The sequence below is a fragment of the Pandoraea sp. SD6-2 genome (assembly GCF_000389825.1).
Taxonomy (GTDB): domain Bacteria; phylum Pseudomonadota; class Gammaproteobacteria; order Burkholderiales; family Burkholderiaceae; genus Pandoraea; species Pandoraea communis.
In genome coordinates this window covers 1-20,203 of sequence record NZ_KB944431.1, presented here as the reverse complement: position 1 = coordinate 20,203, position 20,203 = coordinate 1, and the positions used below count along the sequence as shown (strand labels likewise).

Genomic DNA, 20,203 nt, shown 5'->3' with positions numbered 1-20,203 from the left:
TTAATGCAGCGCCGTCAGACCGCTTAGCAACGCTTTGTGGAACGTCGTGGGGTCCTGCATCTGCGGCGCGTGGCCCAGTTCGGGGAACGCCACGAGCGTAGCGCCGGGAATTGCCGCCTGTGTCGCCCTGGCGAGCACGGGGTAGTGCCCGAGACGCGCCTGCACTTCCGGTGGCGAAAAGTCCTTGCCGATGGCCGTGGTGTCTTTGTCACCGATGAGCAGCAGCGTCGGCACGCGAATCTGTCCCAACTCGTACACCACCGGCTGCATGTAGATCATGTCGTAGAGCAGCGCCGAGTTCCACGCAACGATGCGTTTGCCCTGGCCTCGATACATCCCGGCCAGCATCTGCACCCACGGCTCGTAACGATCGCTCCATTGACCGGCGTAGTACGTCGCCTGCTCATAACGGCGAATGCCCGCCGCAGTCGTGCGCAGCTCACGGTCGTACCACTCGTCCACGGTCTTCGACGGCACGCCCAACGCCTTCCAGTCTTCAAGACCGATCGGATTGACGAGCACGAGTTGTTGCGTCTCGCCGGGATACATCAGCGCATAGCGCGCGGCCAGCATCCCGCCCGTCGAGTGTCCCACGATGGTCGCCGTCTTGATACCGAGCGAAGCCAGTAGCGCATGCGTATTGTTCGCGAGTTGCTGGAAGCTGTACTGATATTGCGCCGGTTTGCTCGACTTGCAGAATCCGATCTGATCCGGGGCGATCACACGATAGCCCGCCCCGGCCAGGGTATCGATGGTCTCTTGCCACGTGGCGGCGCAAAAGTTCTTGCCGTGCAACAGCACAACGGTTCGCCCGTTGGCCTGCGCAGGTTTCACGTCGAGATACGCCATATGCAGCGGCAAACGCTGCGAGGTGAAGTCGAATCGATTGACCGGATATGGATAGTCGAAGCCCTGCAACTCGGGGCCATAGGCCGGACCGGCGTTGCTCTGGGCGGTTTCCGATACTGTGTCGGCGGCGCGCACAGGCGCGACCATCAGGGCAGCGCTCAGAAACACGAGGCAGGTGAGACGGGCCAGAGCACCTGCGTGCAGCGTCGCAGCGGCTCGATGCGACACGCGGTGCATGCGTTGGCTAAGCGATGACGTCATGAAAGAGAGGCGCGCCGTAGCACGCGAAGTGGCACAAAGCAGAATGGGATTGTGCCACGCGGCCCGCATACGCGAACGCCACGCAAAAAGCCCGCCCGGGGCGCTGCGGCACCCTGAATATCCGGGGCTGCCGCGCGTGCCGTGTGAGACTTAGTTACCGAAGTAGGTCGTGCCGGCACGTTGCAGGCCGCCGACCGAGCCAGCCACCACCGATGCTGCCGGCGCTGCCGGTTGTGCGCTGGGCGTCGCCTTCGGATAGACGGTATCGTGTTGAACCACGAGACCTGCCTTCTGCGCCTGGATCAAGTCCTCACGCACCTGGGCGCGGGTGAGCGCGCTGGTTTGGGGCACCCACGAGAATTCCGACGGGCCATCGAAAGCATCGCTGGCAAAGGCCGAACCGGCCGACACGGCCAGCATGGCTGAAATCAGGGCAGAGGTAATAAGAGTGCGCTTCATGGTCTTTCTCCTGTCTTATTGAAGGGGGGCGATGCTTAACTCATCGTCGACAGTTACAGTCTATTGATGCGCAATTTGACAATAAACACGAATATTTATAATCAATAATTTCTTATTTAGAAATAATTGGACGTGAAGGGGGGGCGAATGCGATTTCACGTGCATCACACCCATCTCCATCCCGGCGCACGATTGACGGCACACGACGGGCCGATGGCCTCGACAGATGATGTGGTTCTGGAATTCAGCGATGGGGCGGGCAGCGTCGGGCAATATCAGTCTTTCGCCGACGGCTCGCTGATACTAGATGTTGCGCCGTACCGAACGGTCGCGGGTGCGCAGCTACCGGCCAAGCGCTGGCGACTCAGGCTCACCGGCGAACGCGACATCTGGTGTGTCGAAAAGAAACTCGACGCCGGCCAATAACCATTTCATTGAAGTGGTTATTAAGGTCCACTGCTTCATATCTTCATTAACTCTCCCAAGCTTTCCACGACGCATGTTTCGGTACCCGCAACGCTAAGGCCTCGAGTGCCCGCATGACATGTGAGTAAGCGCGAACGCCGCTGCGGTGGGCGTTATGGTACTTTTTTCACGCACTTCAAACGTACGTATAAGCAAGCACTCGCTTCGGAAGCCGAAAGAATTGCGCGAAATCTGATGTCATTGATGCATCCCACGCATGAGTGCCACAACATTGACGCTCCCAGAATGGTTTTGAAGGCGCGGAAAGAAACTCGGTAAAATCCGCTGCGGCGTGGGGGTGCCCGCTGAATGCGGCCCGTGCCCGAGATGCCAGGCACGGCTGCGGCATCTCGCCGAAGTACACGGCGCGCGCGCCGCTCAATGGAAGACATGCATCAGATGAAAGCGCCCAGCAACCTGATTACTGGAGAAGTGCGGACCCGGATCCGCAGCATGATTCTTACCTCGGAACTCAGGCCGGGGCAGCGCCTCATCGAAGACGATCTGATTCAGCGGCTTGGCGTTGGACGTACCCCCGTGCGTGAGGCCTTGCTCATCTTGCAAGGCGAGGGCTTCATCGCCCGCAATCGTGGCTGGGAAGTTCAGGGGGTCGACCACCTGCAAGTGCACGCGATCTTCGAGAGTCGTGCGGCCATCGAGGCCGAAACGGCGCGACTCGCCGCGCGCAAAATCACGCCCGAAGCCTGCGACGCCCTGGCCGCGCTCATCGATCAGATGGAGCCGGGTGGTCATTTACCGCGTCTGGCCCTCAATCGCCTGAACACGGAATTTCACGATCTGATCGTGAAGGCAGCCGATAACATCGTGCTGGCGCAGTTTCACGATCGGACGCAGTTCTATTACTGGGCGTTGCGCATCCCCGTCATGTTCTCCGACGAACAACTGAGCGCCACCAACGCCCAGCACCGTGAATTGCTCGCCGCCCTGCGAGCCCATGACGACGAACGGGCAGCGCAGATCGCGCGAGCCCATGTCGAGACGACGATGGACATCGTCGAGCCCGCCCTGCCGCGCTGAAGAAGCGCCTGCGGGCACTCGCCGCCTCAGCGCACCAGATAGCCGGCTACCCGCCAGCGGCTATCGATGCCCAAGACCATCGTCACCATTTCATGGGCGTCGGCCTTGCGCTCAAAGACCGTGTCGTACTGAATCACCACATACTCGCCTTCCGGCTGCCCCGGAATGGTGCGCGTAAATACGGCGTCCTTCGTCTTGCGCGACTTCACCTTCCCCAGCGGCGAACGCGCTGTGCTCAGACTTTGCGCCCAGTCCTCGGCCGAGATGGCGCGTTGGAACGCCGGCGCGGCCTGCTCCCAGCTTTGCAGCCCACGATTAAGATCCGTGAGTCCAAGCCAGAGGTTGGCGGCTTCAAGCGCCGGGCGCACGTCGCGGTTGATATCGGCCGCCGGTGCGGTCGCACCGCTTGCAGGAACCGAGAAAAGCGGCGGCTGTGCCCTGCGGCGCTCCATTGGCTCCTGCTGCGCCTGCACCGGCAGGGCACTCAGGCTGCCGGCCACACTCGCGGTCAACGCCAGGATGTGCAACAGACGGAAACGGCGGGCACGATGCGGCGCGAAAGACTGGGTCGTCAACATTGACGCAAACTCCTTGAAACGAAAAAGACTAACCCGCTCATTCTACTGGCGTGTAACGCGCGCAGCCGCGTACATTACAATGCACAACACATGCTCGTTCCCCCCCGTTGGTCATCGCCATGTTGACGACGTCTTTGCTCGCGATCACCTCCCTGCTCAGCTTCATGATGTTGCTGATCGTGGGTTCCCTTCTACGTTCGCGCGTGGCAGGCATACGTGAATGGTGCCTCGCCAACGTGGCGGTACTTATCGCCCTGCCGCTGTTCGCCCTGCGCGGCGTCGTGCCCGACTTCCTGTCGATTCCCGTTGCTAATATCGCCCTCGCCGGCGGTCTGCTGTCTTACTACGCCGGGTGTGCCCGTTTTCTCGGTCAGCCGACGCATTGGCGCGTGCTGGGCGCGTCACTGGGTGTTCTCGCCACCGCGATCCTGTTCTGGTTCTACGGCACGGACAATCCGCAAATGCGCGTGATCTTCGTCTCCGCCTATCACACGACGATGCTGCTGGCCATCGCCCAGCTCATTGCACGGCACATCCCGCCGCGCCGCCATCCCTATAACTATTGGCTGACGGCGGGCCTTGCAACGGTGTTCGCCATCGGACATGCCGTGCGCGGCGCGGTCTTCGGCCTGACGCCGGCCCCCGGTCCGGAACTGTTCGCACCGACGGCATTCAACGCCGCGATGCTCACGATCGGCTCAATCGTCATGCCCGCCATGACGATGGGCGCGGTCATGATGATTCACGATGCCATGCTCGCGACCGCCGAAGAGGCCGCCAACCGCGACTATCTGACCGGCGCGCTCTCACGCAAGCATTTCGACCTGCTGGCGCGTCAGGAAATGGCACGCGCCCTGGCGCGCAGTCTGCCGCTGTCGATCGTGGTCATCGATCTCGATCACTTCAAGCAGATCAACGACACGCACGGCCACGCCGGCGGCGACACGGTGCTGCGCGAATTCGTGAAGCTCGTGCGTGACGTCCTGCGCGAGGGCGACATCTTCGGGCGATTGGGCGGAGAGGAATTCGCGGTGTTGCTGCCGGGCACGGACACGCCTGGCGCCATCCGCATTGCCGAGCGGCTGCGCACACAGGCGAGCCGTCATCTGGTGGCCGGCCCGTTCGGCGTGTGTCATTACACGTTGAGTGGCGGCGTGGCGACGTGGCACGCACATGAAAGCCTCGAAGCGCTGTGCATGCGGGCCGACCGCGCCCTGTATGCCGCGAAGATCTCCGGACGCAACCTCGTGCTCTCCGACGTTCTCTCCAGCGACGAGACGGCGCCCGAGGCGGGCTGAGTCGGCGCGGCCTGCCTCACCGCATCGCCGCATCGCATCCGCCGCCGCTCAAGCGCGCGAGCCGTCGCCTGCATCGCCGAAGAACTCATGGCGCATGCGCGCCACGTACGCGCTCAGATTCGGATGGTTCTCGATCTCGTCGCGCAATGTCATCCGGAAGTCCGGCGACATGGCGCTTGCGATGAATCCGAAGGCCGTTGCATCGGCACCGCATGGCGCCGGCCCGAAAAAGTACGGTTTGTCGCCCAGCAATTGGGCCGCGGCCTGCGTGCCGCGCTTGAGCAGTTGGGCTTGCTCCTGCTGCGTATAACGCCCCGTCCCCTGCCCGTGCAACGTGTTTCTGACCTTGCGACGGATGAACGCCTGCGCGAGGGGACGCACCGGCCAGGGAATCGCCTTGAAGAACGACGCGGGACCTTTGGCGAAGTTCTCGTCGTCGCACCAGCGCGCCTGCACCACGTGCCAATAGAAGTGATCCTCCAGCGCCTTCTCGAACATCCACGCGGCACCTCGTTGCTCAGGCGTGAGACCCGCGTCGAAATCGAACCCGTACTTGCGTTCGATGTGCAGCCGGATCAGCGTCGAGTCCGCCACGATCTCGCCGTTGTCATCGATATAGGGCAGCTTTCCCTTAGGTGCCCGCCGAAAGCCGCCGCGATTCGTCTGATACGGCAGCCCGGCGAGCTTGAGCAGCATTTCCGCTTTGACCACGAACGGGCTGGCGTCCGGCAGCCCGAATGCCGGGCCGAAGGTGTACAGGGTCAACATCGAGGGCAGGCTCCTGCGCAATAGGAATGGAATGGCGCAGAGTATTACATGCGACGATGACGGCGACCCCGGTAATCGGACAGGGTTACCTCACTCGCGCACTGTGATTTTATACAGTATTATGTTCCTCAATCGAGGAATGTCATATGGAAACCATCGACTGGGATCAACTGGCACTGAGCGCCGCCGAGCGGGACCTTGCCGGTATCGTGCGCGAAATCGCCGCGCGTTATGCGCAACAGGGCCAGAGCATCACGGAAGTGTCGCCGCCCGCCGCTCTCGCGGCGGAACGCTCGGGCAGGTCGAACGCCCCTGGCAAATTGAGCGAAACCGCACCGGCACTGGCGCTGGACTGGCGCACGCTCGTGGCCATTGCCGATGAAGCGGAGGCCGATATCGGGCTGCACGCGCGCCATGAGCCGTGGGTTCTGGCGCGACTGCTGCGCCTGCCCGGCGACGAGGCCTTGCGCCGCGACGGCGCACTGCCGCCGCTCGATGCGCCCGTCGATCTGCACTGGCCGGATGCGCCGGCCCCCGCCGTGTTCCGTGCCATCGCCGCCGCGTTCGCCGATGACGGCCTGGACGATGCCGCATCGTTCGCGGCGCAGCCATCGGCACGGCCCATCGCAGCACGGCCCCATGGTTCGAACGGTCCGGCGTGTGCGGCCTGACAGCCACCGGAAATTCAAAGATCAACGAGGTTCACGAAGTGCCTGAATTCGCCGTCGAGGACGCCAACGCGCAAGCCATCCCCGAGGTCACGGACCCGGATGTACTCGCCCGCTCCCTGCCTGCGCCGATGGTCTTCGTCGATCTGGAGACGACCGGCGGCAACGCGCTCGAAGACCGCATCACGGAGATCGGCGTGGTCGAAGTCGGCCCGCACGGCGTTGAACAGTGGAGCACGCTGCTCGACCCGGCCGAACCGATTCCGCCATTCATCCAGCAGTTGACGGGGATCACCAACGAGATGGTGCGCGGCCAGCCGTCGTTCGAAACGCTGGCCCAAGGGCTGGCGGAACGTCTGCACGGCAAACTGTTCGTCGCCCACAATGCGCGCTTCGACTACGGTTTTCTCAAGAACGAGTTCCGGCGTGCCGGCATCGGCTTTCAGGCTGACGTGCTTTGCACGGTGCGTCTGTCGCGTCTGCTCTTCCCCTCGGCGGCCCGTCACGGGCTCGATGCACTGATTGCCCGCTTCGGCCTCTCTCCGCTGGGCCGCCACCGCGCGCTCGCCGACGCCGATCTGCTCTGGCAGTTCTGGCAGAAACTCCACACGATTTACGCGCCCGATCTGATCGGACAAGCGGTGCAGCGTGTGACCAAACGATCGAGCCAACCGCCGCAGTTGCCGGACGAAGCGATCGACGCACTGCCAGACAGTCCCGGCGTTTATCTCTTCTACGGCGAAGGCGACACACTGCTTTACGTCGGCAAGAGTGTCGATATCCGCTCACGCGTGCGGTCGCATTTTTCCAGCGATCACCAAGTCGCGAAGGACCTGCGCATCTCGCAGGAAATCCGGCGCGTGGAGGCACGCCAAACGTTGGGGGAACTTGGCGCATTGCTGCTTGAGTCGCAATTGGTTAAGCAACTGCAGCCGGTGCATAACCGTCTGTTGCGTCGTGCGTCGAACCTCTACAGTTGGCAACTCACAGCGCCCAGCGATACGCCGCAGCTCGTGAGCGCAAAGGCAGTCGACTTCGCCAGTGCCGAGTCGTTGTATGGCACCTTCTCCTCGCGTGTCAGCGCGCAGAGTGCGCTGCGGGCGCTGGCCGACGAACATCGTCTGTGCTGCGCGCAACTCGGGCTGGAGAACATGGCGGCCGGGCGCCCATGTTTCGGGTATCAGGTCAAACGATGTGACGGCGTGTGCGTCGGCGACGTGCCGCTCGCCGTGCATACCGAGCGGGTTCGCGAAGCCCTCACGACGCTGCAACTCGACACCTGGCCCTACGACGGCCCCATCGCCATTGAAGAGCATGGCGCAGGGAATCGCGCCACCGAAGTCGAATACCACGTCATCGATCGTTGGCAGTATCTCGGCAGCGTGGCGTCGCGTGAGGCATTGGACGCTCTGGTTGACAGCATGCCCGCCGTGACGGGCTTCGATCCCGACATCTATCGTCTGCTGGGCCGGCGTCTCGCCGCCTCCCGGCAAGGCACCGATCCGGCCGCGCTCGACACCGCCACAGCGCAGTCGCCGGACGAAGCGCCGGTGCCGATACCCGCACGCCGCCAGCATGCGCCGCTGGTCGTTCTGCCACTGAGCCGTCCGGCGTTTCGCCTGAGCCCGGTCGCCCCGCCGGAAAGCGCCCCCAAGAAACGCAGCGCCGCATTGTTGCGCCGCCGCCAACCGCGTCCCGAAGACCCGGCGCAATTTCGTCTGCCGTTCGACGCGCATTAAGCCTGCGGAGGCGCTCGCGTGAGCGCGATTCCCCCCCCCACCTGCATCGCCCCTCCTCGATGCAGTACCCCGCGCCACGCCCCCGCCAGCAACAGCCAGCGCTGTCCCGCTCGAAGGCTTCGGCTTCGCCCCTCTTTCATGCAACGCGATGCACTCGCGGTGCCCTCAATTTATTTCTCCCCGGCGTCCACCTAGGCAAAACCCTCCTTTCCACACCACGGAATGAGCATATAAATATTAAGTATTTGCAAGACGCATGCTAAAGGTCAAAGAATACGCAATCCGAATACAAAAGGCATTGCGACATTGGCGACTTCGGCGTCGTCGATGACGGGGTGCCGGCGCGTGGGGTACGCGCCGGCACCCCGTCCCCACACAGAGCCAGATGGAATTACGCCAACTCGAAGCCTTCGCAGCGGTCATGTCGACCGGCAGCATCACTGCTGCCGGGCGTCTGCTCGGGCGCTCGCAGCCTGCCATTACGCGGATGATTCAGGAGCTGGAGGCCGAAATCGGCTACGCCTTGTTTGCTCGCAGCGGTCCACGTGTCACGCCGACCGAGCAAGGCTTTCTGCTCTTCGAGGACGTCGAGCATGTGCTCGCCGGCTTGCAGCAGATCCGCGCCCGTGCCGACGAAATCGCGCGCGGCCAGACCCGTCCATTGCATATTGCCGCCACGTCGGCACTTGCCGCCGGCCTCGTGCCCGCCGCCCTCGCTCTGCCGGGACTCGCTCGTGACAGTGTCCAGATTCAAATGCGCAGCACATCGCCCGAGCAGGTCGTGCATGCCGTACTCACGGGGGCGGCAGATATCGGCGTCACCAGTCTGCCGCTTGAACATCGCGGCATTGTCGTGCACTGGATCGGCGAGGCCGCCTGTGTCGCCGCCGTGCGCAGCGACGACCCGCTGGCCAGTCACGACCGCCTGCCGCTCGCCGCATGTGCGGGGCGCCGCATCATCACCATGCAGAACCCGTACCGGTTGCGCCGCCGTCTCGATCAGGCGTTCGTGCAAGCGGGTGTCGCCCCCGTCGGGCTCATCGAGACCAACGCGTCGATCAATGCAATGACGGCGGTTCGCGCCGGACTCGGCGTCGCTGTGCTCGAGCCGGTCACCGCCTACGGCCTGCCGCTCGCCGACGTTGCCGTGCGCCCGATCGACGCCGACATTCCTTTCTTCTTCGGCGTCATCACCCGTGACGCGCGCGAGCCGTCGCCCGCCGCACTCGCGCTCGTCAGCGCACTTGCCGACGCCGCGCGCCACCTGCTGCCCGATTTCGTGCAGCGTGCCGCCACCGAACACGCTCAAGTCTTGCAGTCGCTCTATGGCGACTTGCCCGCTCCCAAGGAAGCTCTGTCGTCATGACCCAGTCCCCGACACCCGCCACCGGCCTGCCCGCGCTCGAAGCGCGCCTGCGTCAGGATCTCGCCTGGCTCGAACTGCCCGCCAAGCACTGGGTGCCCGAGCGCACGCACAACGGCCAGCCCGTGCTCGACGTCGCCATCATCGGTGGCGGCATGGCCGGTCTTGCCGCCGCCACGTCGCTCACGCATCTCGGCGTGGGCGCCGTGATCTTCGATCAATCACCGCGCGGCTTCGAAGGCCCGTGGGCCACCACCGCGCGCATGGAAACCCTGCGCTCGCCCAAGCAACTCACCGGTCCGGCGCTCGGCCTTCCCGCGCTCACCTTCCGCGCATGGTTCGAAGCCCAGTTCGGCCTCGAAGCGTGGGACGCCCTCGACAAGATTCCCCGCCTGCAATGGATGGATTACCTGCGCTGGTATCGCGACGTGCTCGCCATCGACGTGCGTAACGACCATCGGATCACTGCCGTGACGCCCCAAGGCCGCGACGGTCTCGTTGCGCTGTCGCTTACATCGCCCGCCGGGGAACACACGATCTATGCACGTCATGTGGTGCTCGCCACCGGTCGCGATGGCCTGGGCGGGCCGACCGTACCGGCGTTCGCCCGCGAATTGCCACGTCGCTTCTGGGCGCATTCGTCCGACGTGATGGACTACGCAACGCTGCGCGGCAAGCGCGTAGGCGTGATCGGCGCAGGGGCGTCCGCCATGGATAGCGCCGCCACGGCCCTCGAAGCCGGTGCGGCCAGCGTCGACCTGCTCATTCGCCGCGCCGATATTCCGCGTATCAACAAGGGCAAGGGCGCCGGCAATCCGGGCCTCACGCACGGTCACATCAACCTGCCCGACGAATGGAAGTGGCGCATCCGTCACTACGTCAACGTGCAACAGGTGCCGCCGCCGCGCGGCAGCACGCTGCGCGTTTCGCGTCATGAGAACGCACGCTTCAACCTCGGTGCGCCGATCCTCGACGTCACCCCGGTCGGTGACGAACTGCATGTTCGCACCGCAAAGGGCACGTTCGTGCTCGACTTCCTCGTCTTCGCGACCGGCTTTCGCATCGATATCGAAGGACGTCCGGAATTCGCCGCGTTCTCGAAGTTCGTGCGCAAGTGGAGCGACCGTTACTCACCCGCCGCAGGGGATGAAGACGTTGAACTGTCCGATTCGCCCGACCTTGGCCCGACCTTCGAATTCCTGGAGAAGACGCCCGGCGATTGCCCCGGACTGGAGCGCATCCATTGCTTCTGCGCACCCGCTACGCTATCGCACGGCGCGGTCTCAGGCGATATCCCGGCGGTGAGCGAAGGCGCAAAACGTCTGGCACAAGGGCTGGCGGGCACGTTCTACCGTGAAGACGTCGCGCATCACTACACGAACATGGAGGCATACGCCGAACCGGAAGTCTATGGCGACGAGTGGACACCGGCACCGCCGCCCCCTGCACTCGACAGCGAGACCGCCACGAAGGGCGAGGAGCGCATCGCATGACCGCCTGGATTCTGCGCCGCGCGCTACAAGCGGTCTTCGTGGTCTGGCTGATGACACTGATCGTGTTCGTCGGTCTGCACGCGATCGGCAACCCCGTCGACATCCTGATCGGTCAGGACGTCGATCAGGTCGACCGTGCGCGCATCATCGCGCAACTCGGCCTCGACCAGCCGTTGTGGCGTCAATACCTGTCGTTCCTCGGCGGCGCGCTGCACGGCGAGCTGGGCAACAGCTTCGTCTACAACGTGCCGGCCATTCAGTTGATTCTGCAACGCCTGCCCGCCACGCTTGAACTGGCCTTCGCCGCACTCATCCTGGCGGTGTTCATCGGCATTCCGCTGGGTCTCTTCGCGGGCCTTTACCCGCGCAACCCGATCTCGAAGCTGCTGATGACCGGCAGCATCGTCGGCTTCTCGCTGCCGACGTTCTGGGTCGGCCTCATGCTCATCATGTTCTTCTCGGTGCATCTGGGCGTGCTGCCCGCGAGCGGCCGGGGCGAAACGGTACGCGTGTTCGGCGTTGAGTGGTCGTTTCTGACCATTGACGGGCTGCGTCACCTGATCCTGCCCGCGCTCAATCTGGCGCTGTTCAAGATCTCGCTGGTGCTGCGTCTGACGCGTGCCGGCGTGTCGGAAGTACTGCCGCAAGACTTCGTGAAGTTCGCCCGCGCCAAGGGACTGTCACCACTGCGCGTGGTGCTCGTCCATGTGCTGCGCAATACGCTGATTCCGCTCGTGACAGTGCTTGGCCTGGAGTTCGGCTCGACGATCGCGTTCGCCGTGGTGACGGAGAGCGTATTCTCGTGGCCCGGCGCCGGCAAACTCATTCTCGACAGCATCAACTCACTCGACCGCCCCGTGATCGTGGCGTATCTCATCGTCGTGGTGTGCCTGTTCGTGTCGCTCAACCTGATCGTGGACGTGCTCTACAAGTGGCTCGATCCGCGTGTGCGCGTGGAGGCCGCCGCCTGATGTCGCCCAATCTGTCTCCCAACGGCACCCCCGCCGCGCTCGCGCCCGAGCCGGTGCCCATGCGTCGCGAATCGCCCTGGCAGCAGGGCCTGCGCGAGTTCGTCCGCTCGAAGAGCGCCGTGCTTGGCCTCGTCTTGCTCGTCGTGCTGATCGTCGCCGCCATTACCGCCCCGTGGATCACGCCGCAGAATCCGTATGACCTGATGCAGCTCGACGTGATGGATGCGCGCCTGCCGCCTGCCACGGCCAACGGTGCCGCCACGTACACGTACTGGCTCGGCACCGACGGTCAGGGCCGCGACCTGCTCTCCGGCATCATCTACGGGCTGCGTATCAGTCTGGGCGTCGGTGTCGGCTCTGCACTCATCGCCGGCATTCTCGGCACGATTCTCGGGCTGATCGCCGCCTACGCCGGTGGGCGCGTCGACGCCGCCATCATGCGTCTGGTCGATCTGCTGCTGTCGTTCCCGTCGATTCTCGTGGCGCTGATGATCCTCGCTTACGTGGGCAAGGGCATCGGCAACGTGGTGCTCACCCTCGTCGTGCTCGAGTGGGCGTATTTCGCCCGCACGGCACGCGGGCAGGCGCTCGTGGAATCGCGGCGCGAGTATGTGGAAGCCGCACGCTGCCAAGCCATTCCGAACTGGCGCATCGTACTCGGTCATATCCTGCCGAATTGCCTGCCGCCGCTGATCGTCGTGGGCTCGTTGCAAGTCGCCCGCGCCATCACGCTCGAAGCCACGCTGTCGTTCCTTGGCCTGGGCGTACCGGTGACGGAGCCGTCGCTCGGCCTGCTCATCGCCAACGGTTATCAGACGATGCTCTCCGGCGAATACTGGATCAGTCTGTATCCGGGTCTCGCGCTGCTCGTCACGGTCGTCGCCATCAATCTCGTGGGCGACCGCCTGCGCGATGTGTTCAATCCAAGGTTGCAGAAATGAGCGGCGCAGTGTCTCCCACGTCTCCCCTCACGTTGGAAGTGCGCCATCTGCGCACGCAATTCATCACGCGCGCCGGCACGCTGCCCGCCGTGGACGACGTGTCGTTCTCGCTGCCGCCGGGCCACATCATGGGCCTCGTCGGTGAGTCGGGATCGGGCAAGTCGGTGACCGGCTTCTCGATCATGGGGCTGGTCGATGCGCCGGGCCGAATCGTCGGCGGTGAAGTGCTGTTTCAAGGCCGCGACCTCACGAAGATGTCGCCCGCCGAGTTGCGTCACCTGCAAGGCAATCGCATCGCGATGATCTTTCAGGACCCGATGATGACGCTCAACCCGGTGTTGCGCGTCGACGTGCAAATGATCGAGGCCGTGCGCGCGCACCAGCGCGTGTCGAAGGCACAGGCGCGTGATCTCGCGCGCGACACGCTCGGCATGATGGGCATTCCGAGCCCCGACGAGCGTCTGCGCGCCTATCCGCATCAGCTCTCCGGCGGCATGCGCCAGCGCGTGGCGATCGCTATTGCCATGCTGCACCGCCCCGATCTGATCATTGCCGACGAGCCGACCACCGCGCTCGATGTCACGATTCAGGCGCAGATCCTCTCGGAAGTGCAGAAGCTCGCGCGTCAGCACGGCACGGCGCTCATCTGGATCACCCACGATCTGTCGGTCGTGGCCGGTCTGGCCGATACGCTCGCCGTGATGTACGCGGGACGCATCGTCGAGCAAGGTACCGTCGACGCCGTGCTCGACGCTCCGCAACACCCCTACACGTCGGGCCTCATCGGCAGCCTGCCCAGTCTGAACAAACGCGGCCAGCGCCTGCGCCAGATTCCCGGCATGACGCCGAATCTGCTCGCCATGCCGGCCGGATGCGCGTTCGCGTCGCGGTGCGCGTACGCGAGTGCTGCCTGTGCCGTGCGCCCCGAGATGACGCAGACGTCGCCGGGCCGCCTCGTGCGCTGCTTCCACCCGGGCGCCGCGTTGCAAAAGGAGATGGTATGAACACGCCGCTGACGCAAAGCCAGCCTGTCAGCGCCGGCCACGGCAAATCGAATACTCCGAGCGCCACGCTGCCCGCGCCCATCGTGGCGTTGCGCGGTGTGAGCAAGCGCTTTGGCGACCGGCGCGTCGGTCCCGCCGGACGCCTGCTCGAACGCGCCGGTCTCGCACATCCGCCCGCCGTGGTGCGCGCGGTCGATCACGTCGATCTCGTCGTCAAGCCGGGCGAGGTCGTGGGTCTCGTGGGCGAATCGGGCTGCGGAAAATCCACACTCGGGCGCATGCTTGCAGGTTTGCTCAAGCCGTCGTCCGGAGAGGTGCAGATTCACGGACGTCCGGCCGAGTCGTTGTCCGCGCAAGAGCAACGCGATGCGCGTCTGAAGATCCAGATGATCTTTCAGGATCCGTACTCGAGCCTGAATCCGCGCTTGCGCGTCGACCGTATCGTCGGCGAGGGGGCACTCGTGCATGGTCTGACCGATCGCGCAGGCTTCGACGACTACGTGAGCGCTCAGTTGCAGCGCGCGGGGCTCGATCCGGCGCTGCGCCATCGATACCCGCACCAGTTCAGCGGCGGACAGCGCCAGCGCATCGGCATCGCCCGGGCATTGGCCGTCTCGCCCGATCTGCTGGTGTGCGACGAAGCGGTCGCGGCACTCGACGTCTCGATTCAGGCGCAGATTCTCAATCTGTTCATGGATCTGCGTGAACAACTGCATCTGACGTATGTGTTCATCAGCCATGACCTCGGCGTGGTCGAGCACCTGTCCGATCGCGTGGTCATCATGTATCTCGGCCGCATTGTCGAGAGTGCACCGGTCGAGGAGGTCTTCCGTCGTCCGAATCATCCGTACACACAGGCGCTGCTTGCCGAAATTCCGCGCATCGACGTGCGTCACAAGACGTTCTCCGCCATTCGCGGCGAGATCCCGAGCCCGATAGCGCCGCCGGGCGGTTGCCACTTCCATCCGCGATGTCCGCACGCCATGCCGCGTTGCCGCACGGAGGTGCCGACGCTTCGCGGCGTGGCCATCAATCATGTGAGTGCGTGTCACCTGAACGACATCTGATATATCCGCAGACGCCGCCGTCGATACTCGCGGTTGCGCCCGCCTCTTCTCTTCATCATCAACGACCAGGATTGCCGATAATGAAACGCTTCTTGTTGTCCTCGCTGGCTGCTGCACTGCTCGTGACGAGCGCGGCGGCTTCCGCCCAGACACTGCGCATCGCCTTTGCCGACCCGCTTTCGTCGCTCGATCCGCAACTGAACAACCACGCCGGTGACCGCTCGGTCGACCTGCATTTCTGGGATCTGCTCGTCGAGAACAAGTGGAACAAGCTGCAACCGGGGCTTGCCGTGTCGTGGAAAGCCCTCGACGCCAAGACCTGGGAATTCAAGCTGCGCCCGAACGTGAAGTGGCATGACGGCCAGCCGTTCACCGCCGCAGACGTCATCTATTCGTATCAGCGCGCACGTAACGTGCCGGGCAGCGTGGCCACCTTTGCGGGCTACCTGCGCACCATCGACACGATGAGCGCGCCGGACCCGCTCACGCTCGTCGTCAAGACCAAGATCCCGAACCCGGATCTGCCGCTCAATCTCGCCTCGGTGCACATCGTGAGCAAACACGTTGGCGAGAAGTCGAACACCGACGACTACAACGCCGGACGCGCCATGGTCGGCACGGGCCCGTTCAAATACGTCTCGTACACGCCGGGCGACCGCGTGGAGATGGTGCGTAACGACAATTACTGGGCGGGCAAGTCCGAGTGGGAAAAGGTCGATTACCGCTACATCAACAACGGTGCCGCGCGCACGGCGGCACTGCTGGCCGGCGATGTGGATGTGATCGACAAGGTGTCGGCCTCGGACATTCCGCGTCTGAAGAAGGCGCCGAACGTGACGGTGTTTCCGTACCCTGGGCTGCGCGTGATGCTGCTGCAACCGACCTTCCGTGAAGGGTCGAATCAGTACATCACCGATAACGCCGGCAAGCCGCTCGCGAAGAATCCGCTGCTCGACGTGCGCGTGCGCCGTGCGCTCTCGCTCGCCATCAACCGCGAGGCGATCGTCACGCGCATCATGCAAGGCACGGCCAGCGTGGCCAACCAATGGATGCCGAAGGACACATTCGGCTATAACCCCGACGTCAAGGACATTCCGTTCGACGCCGCGCAAGCGAAGAAGCTGCTCGCCGAAGCCGGTTTCCCGGAAGGCTTCAAGCTGACGATGCATGTGCCGAACGACCGCTATCCGCAAGGTCCGGAGACCGCACAGGCCGTGGCGCAATTCTGGACGCGCATCGGTGTGAAGACGCAAGTGGAAGTGGTGCCTTGGGCCGTGTACTCAGGTCGCGCGAACAAGAACGAATACGCCATGTCGATGCTCGCGTGGGGTAACGGTACGGGCGAAGCCAGCTACGCGCTGGTGAACGTGCTGGCGACGGTAGATGCCAAGAAGGGGCTCGGTGCCTCGAACTGGGGTCACTACAGCAATCCGGCCATCGACAAGGCACTCGACGCATCGACCGCCGAGTTCGACGAAGGCAAGCGTGAAGCGATTCTGCGTCAGTCGGTCAAGGTCGAGACGGACGACGTCGGCACGATTCCGCTGTATCACTACCAGAACATCTGGGCCGCGCGTAAGGGCCTGAAGGTCACGCCGTTCACGAGCGATCGCACCGTTGCGATGCAAGTGACCAAGGCCGCCAAGTGAGCCGGCCCGCCGCGTTATGACGTCATCGCTCACTCTCACGGCAACCCCTGCCGACGCGCTGATCGACGTGCCGCGCCACCTCGTGGTGCGCGGCGCGGCGCCCGGCGCCCATGTAACACTCACCGCCCACACCGCGCGCGCGGGTGGCGTGGTCTGGCATGCCGAAGCCACTTTCGTGGCCGACGCAGACGGCGTTGTCGACGCGTCGCGCGACGCGCCGGTCAGCGGCAGTTATCAAGGCGTATCGGCGATGGGCCTCATCTGGTCGCAGGTACCGGAAGACGGCAAGAGTCGCGACGTATTTCCGCAGCCCGTCATGGCGCCGCTCGTGACGACGGTGGTCGCTCAGGCGGGTCATTCGGCGGGACAAGACGAAGATAACGTCGCGATGTCGTCTTCCGTGTCCTTCACGCAGCGACTCGCCGTCGAGGGTGTGACGCGACGCGAGGTGCGCGAAGACGGACTCGTCGGCACGCTGTACCTGCCGCCCGGCGACGGCCCGCATCCGGCCGTGATGATCCTCAACGGGTCGGGCGGCGGCATCAACGAGCCGCGCGCGGCGCTGTATGCGTCGCACGGTTATGCCGCTTTTGCGCTCGGGTACTTCAAGGGACCGGGGCTGCCCGACTACATCTCCAATACGCCGCTGGAGTACTTCGCGAAGGGCATGGACTGGCTGCGCCGCACGGTGAAGCCAGCGCATGACTTCGTGGCGCTCTCGGGGCAATCGCGCGGCGGCGAGTTGGTGCTGCTGCTCGGCGCCACCTTCCCCGACGCCGTCTCGGCCGTCATCGGCTATGTGCCCAGTGCGCTGATTCATAGTGCGCAAAACGCCTGCGATCCGGCAATCGGACGCGAGGGTCCGACCTGGCTGCTCGACGGTAAGCCGTTGCCGCACATCTGGGAGAACAACCGGACAGCCTCGTGGGCACCGTTCGACGAAGGTCCGCCCCCGCATCGACATGCCAAGGCGATGCTCACTGCACTGGACGACCCCGAAGCCGTCGAGCGCGCGCGCATCCCCGTGGAGAAGATCCGCGGCCCGGTCATGCTGCTCTCTGCGGAAGACGATGGCTCGTGGCCATCGAGCCGTTATTCGCGGATGGTGACGGAGCGGCTCGCCGCGCACGCGCATCCGTACCCGGTCGAGCATCTCGATTTCGGCGATGCGGGACACGCCATCGTATTCCCGTATGTGCCCACGACGCAGCTCGTCTACGCGCATCCGGTCTCCGGAAAGATCAGCACCGGTGGCGGCGAGCCGTGCGCGAATGCCCTCGCAGATGAGCGTTCATGGACGGCTGTGCAGGCATTCCTCGCGCAGGCTGTGGCCGAGCGCGCCCGATCACAAGGACAATCATGACCGCCAATACTCAATACGACATCGCTAACGATCTCGTCGATCGCGTCGCCGGTCTGACACCCGGCACTGCCATGCATACGTTGCGTCACGCTCGCGACAAAGTCGCAGTGGCTACGCAAGGCAGCTACGAAGGGCTGTTTGATCCAGCACTCGAGGGTATATCGCTCGTCGAGCGTCTGCTCGTCGCGCTGTACGCGAGCCGTCTGACGCCTTCGCCGTCGCTCGTGGCTCACTATCGCGCCGAGTTGGCCAGGCACGCAGTCGACGCCACGCAGTTGAGCGCCGTCGAATCCGGTCAACTGGACGATGTGACGGACACGCGTCTGCGCGCGATCCTGACGTTCACACGTACGCTCATCGAGAATCCGGTGGCGGGAGACAAGGCGGCTTTGCAGAAGCTGCCGGCAGCCGGGCTCACGACGCCCGCTGTCGTCGCGCTGGCTCAACTCATTGCATTCCTGTCGTATCAGACGCGTCTGGTCGCGGGTCTGCAGGCCCTTAAACAACTCGCGCCGCAGGAGACGACAGCATGAGCGACATCATCCGTTCCCATGGGTTTACCAACGAGTCGCTCGACTGGGATGCGTGGCTCGACGTCGTGGAACTCGATAAGGCCACGCCCGAACAGGTGGCGGTGCTGGAGGAGAGTCATCCGAAGGCAAAGACATCGGATTACTACCTCTTCCTCGTTCATCAGCCCGAGATTCTTCGTCAACGTTCTGCAGCGTTCAACGCCATCATGTACGCACCGGGTGGTATGCCGCGTGCCGAGCGTGAGCTGTCGACGACGGTCGTCTCACGTATCAATGGCTGCGTGTATTGCGCATCGGTGCACGCACAGCGCTTCGAGCAATTGGCGAAGCGCAACGACGTCATCCGCGAAGTCTTCGACGAGCCGCGCACTGCGGGTACGACTGACCGGGAGAAGGCCATCTCCCAGTTCTCGATTGCGTTGACGGAAAAGCCCGGCGACGTGCGCCCGGAGCAGTTGCAGGCACTGCGTGATGCAGGACTGACTGACGCCGAGATCCTGGACTTGATTCACTCCATCGCGATCTTCGCGTGGGCGAACCGTCTGATGCTCAATCTCGGTGAGCCGGTGTTCCCGGAAGCGGCATCTGTGGCCTGAAGCCGAGTCGATGGGACACACTGACATGTTTTGGACATGTCTTGCTCGTCCCCATGCAATGCCAAAGAAAAAGCGCTGCCCAACCGGGCAGCGCTTTTTTGTTGAGTGAGTGGTATAGGCTGGAGTCCTTCGGCTCGTTCTGTACGGGCATCAACAAGGCCACCCGTGATGACGTCCACCATTTCACCATCCGCGCGATTACGTCTGAAGACATCCCGTCATGGTGCACGCTCAGGCATTGTCTTTGGCCTCAGGCGACGGCAGACGAGCATGAACGCAAGATTGCGGAAATGCTTTCGGCACCGGAACGTTATGTGGCGTTCATGGCATTTTCGAAGACGAAGACATCACTTGGCTTCGTCTTAGGGCGTAGGCATCGCCGGCGTCGCGCGCAAGGGTACAGCAGGCCAAGTGTGAGCACAAAGCAAAAACCCCTTGCTACGCGCTGTAGCAAGGGGTTTTTAGGGGAGCCTGACGATTACCTACTTTCACACGGGTATCCGCACTATCATCGGCGTGGAGTCGTTTCACGGTCCTGTTCGGGATGGGAAGGGGTGGTTCCAACTCGCTATGGTCATCAGGCATAACTTGTATGTTCTGCTGCACGATGAGTGCAACAAAACCAATTCAGAAGAAGCGTAGTACAAACATGTCGTTGGGTTGTGAGGGTATCAGCGCCCGGATTGGGGCACACACGCAACTCACACCAGGAAAAACACACTGGTTATAGGATCAAGCCTCACGGGCAATTAGTATCAGTTAGCTTAACGCATTACTGCGCTTCCACACCTGACCTATCAACGTCCTGGTCTTGAACGACCCTTAAGGGGAATCGAGTTCCCAGGGAAGTCTCATCTTAAGGCGAGTTTCCCGCTTAGATGCTTTCAGCGGTTATCTCTTCCGAACATAGCTACCCGGCGATGCCACTGGCGTGACAACCGGTACACCAGAGGTTCGTCCACTCCGGTCCTCTCGTACTAGGAGCAGCCCCCTTCAAACTTCCAACGCCCACGGCAGATAGGGACCAAACTGTCTCACGACGTTTTAAACCCAGCTCACGTACCTCTTTAAATGGCGAACAGCCATACCCTTGGGACCGG

The 20,203-nt window shown here is 63.5% G+C and carries 19 protein-coding genes and 2 rRNA genes; 15 read left to right on the top strand and 6 right to left on the bottom strand.

Annotation, left to right across the window (positions count from 1 at the left end):
• Positions 1-996, bottom strand: coding sequence for an alpha/beta fold hydrolase (locus C266_RS07610; protein WP_051126192.1), 996 nt, complete (start codon positions 994-996; stop codon positions 1-3).
• A 264-nt stretch (positions 997-1,260) separates the two neighbouring features.
• A complete protein-coding gene (locus C266_RS07605) occupies positions 1,261-1,569 on the bottom strand; it encodes a DUF4148 domain-containing protein (protein ID WP_010808433.1) in 309 nt (102 codons plus the stop codon).
• 213 nt (positions 1,570-1,782) lie between these two features.
• On the opposite strand from C266_RS07605, the gene C266_RS07600 reads away from it, so the two are divergent.
• Together C266_RS07600 and C266_RS07595 are read left to right on the top strand one after the other, a co-directional pair.
• Positions 1,783-1,995, top strand: a complete 213-nt coding sequence (locus C266_RS07600) for a hypothetical protein (protein ID WP_144265743.1) — start codon at positions 1,783-1,785, stop codon at positions 1,993-1,995.
• A gap of 348 nt (positions 1,996-2,343) precedes the next feature.
• Entirely contained in the window at positions 2,344-3,072 is a 729-nt protein-coding gene (locus C266_RS07595) for a GntR family transcriptional regulator (protein ID WP_081636210.1), read from the top strand.
• Positions 3,073-3,098: 26 nt separating this feature from the next.
• Here C266_RS07595 and C266_RS07590 read toward each other — a convergent pair whose 3' ends face one another.
• The gene (locus tag C266_RS07590) at positions 3,099-3,650 is read right to left on the bottom strand and encodes a DUF4019 domain-containing protein (RefSeq protein ID WP_010808430.1); all 552 of its coding nucleotides are present in this window, start codon (positions 3,648-3,650) and stop codon (positions 3,099-3,101) included.
• A gap of 119 nt (positions 3,651-3,769) precedes the next feature.
• Here C266_RS07590 and C266_RS07585 point away from each other — a divergent pair, with 119 nt between their 5' ends.
• Positions 3,770-4,948 (top strand): GGDEF domain-containing protein, encoded by a 1,179-nt coding sequence (locus tag C266_RS07585; RefSeq protein ID WP_036662041.1) that lies wholly within the window; start codon positions 3,770-3,772, stop codon positions 4,946-4,948.
• Positions 4,949-4,996: 48 nt separating this feature from the next.
• Here the strand turns inward: C266_RS07585 and C266_RS07580 are convergent, their stop codons facing one another.
• Positions 4,997-5,716 carry a glutathione S-transferase family protein gene (locus C266_RS07580; protein ID WP_010808428.1) on the bottom strand — a complete coding sequence of 240 codons (720 nt, stop codon included), beginning with the start codon at positions 5,714-5,716 and terminating at the stop codon, positions 4,997-4,999.
• Positions 5,717-5,862: 146 nt separating this feature from the next.
• On the opposite strand from C266_RS07580, the gene C266_RS07575 reads away from it, so the two are divergent.
• From C266_RS07575 to C266_RS07520, 12 genes are all read left to right on the top strand, one after another.
• Entirely contained in the window at positions 5,863-6,387 is a 525-nt protein-coding gene (locus tag C266_RS07575; RefSeq protein WP_010808427.1) for a DUF2471 family protein, read from the top strand.
• Between the two features lie 38 nt (positions 6,388-6,425).
• Positions 6,426-8,123, top strand: a complete 1,698-nt coding sequence (locus C266_RS07570; RefSeq protein ID WP_246831155.1) for an exonuclease domain-containing protein — start codon at positions 6,426-6,428, stop codon at positions 8,121-8,123.
• 385 nt (positions 8,124-8,508) lie between these two features.
• On the top strand, positions 8,509-9,489 hold the full coding sequence (locus C266_RS07565; RefSeq protein ID WP_010808425.1) for a LysR family transcriptional regulator: 981 nt from the start codon (positions 8,509-8,511) through the stop codon (positions 9,487-9,489).
• Entirely contained in the window at positions 9,486-10,979 is a 1,494-nt protein-coding gene (locus C266_RS07560; protein ID WP_010808424.1) for an NAD(P)/FAD-dependent oxidoreductase, read from the top strand. The genes C266_RS07565 and C266_RS07560 overlap by 4 nt, the downstream gene beginning before the upstream one ends.
• Complete coding sequence (locus C266_RS07555; protein ID WP_010808423.1) at positions 10,976-11,950, top strand: ABC transporter permease; 975 nt, start codon at positions 10,976-10,978, stop codon at positions 11,948-11,950. The genes C266_RS07560 and C266_RS07555 overlap by 4 nt, the downstream gene beginning before the upstream one ends.
• A complete protein-coding gene (locus C266_RS07550; RefSeq protein WP_010808422.1) occupies positions 11,950-12,891 on the top strand; it encodes an ABC transporter permease in 942 nt (313 codons plus the stop codon). The genes C266_RS07555 and C266_RS07550 overlap by 1 nt, the downstream gene beginning before the upstream one ends.
• Complete coding sequence (locus tag C266_RS07545; RefSeq protein WP_010808421.1) at positions 12,888-13,895, top strand: ABC transporter ATP-binding protein; 1,008 nt, start codon at positions 12,888-12,890, stop codon at positions 13,893-13,895. The genes C266_RS07550 and C266_RS07545 overlap by 4 nt, the downstream gene beginning before the upstream one ends.
• A 68-nt stretch (positions 13,896-13,963) precedes the next feature.
• Positions 13,964-14,962, top strand: coding sequence for an ABC transporter ATP-binding protein (locus C266_RS07540; RefSeq protein ID WP_036662088.1), 999 nt, complete (start codon positions 13,964-13,966; stop codon positions 14,960-14,962).
• Positions 14,963-15,042: 80 nt separating this feature from the next.
• Entirely contained in the window at positions 15,043-16,611 is a 1,569-nt protein-coding gene (locus C266_RS07535) for an ABC transporter substrate-binding protein (protein WP_010808419.1), read from the top strand.
• Between the two features lie 16 nt (positions 16,612-16,627).
• The gene (locus C266_RS07530; RefSeq protein ID WP_010808418.1) at positions 16,628-17,974 is read left to right on the top strand and encodes an acyl-CoA thioester hydrolase/BAAT C-terminal domain-containing protein; all 1,347 of its coding nucleotides are present in this window, start codon (positions 16,628-16,630) and stop codon (positions 17,972-17,974) included.
• Positions 17,971-18,507, top strand: a complete 537-nt coding sequence (locus tag C266_RS07525; protein ID WP_010808417.1) for a CMD domain-containing protein — start codon at positions 17,971-17,973, stop codon at positions 18,505-18,507. The genes C266_RS07530 and C266_RS07525 overlap by 4 nt, the downstream gene beginning before the upstream one ends.
• The gene (locus C266_RS07520; RefSeq protein WP_010808416.1) at positions 18,504-19,103 is read left to right on the top strand and encodes a peroxidase-related enzyme; all 600 of its coding nucleotides are present in this window, start codon (positions 18,504-18,506) and stop codon (positions 19,101-19,103) included. Before C266_RS07525 ends, C266_RS07520 begins: the two co-directional genes overlap by 4 nt.
• A gap of 469 nt (positions 19,104-19,572) precedes the next feature.
• Here the strand turns inward: C266_RS07520 and rrf are convergent.
• Positions 19,573-19,685, bottom strand: a 5S ribosomal RNA gene (gene rrf, locus C266_RS07515).
• 146 nt (positions 19,686-19,831) lie between these two features.
• Positions 19,832-20,203, bottom strand: a 23S ribosomal RNA gene (locus C266_RS07510); the annotation flags it as partial.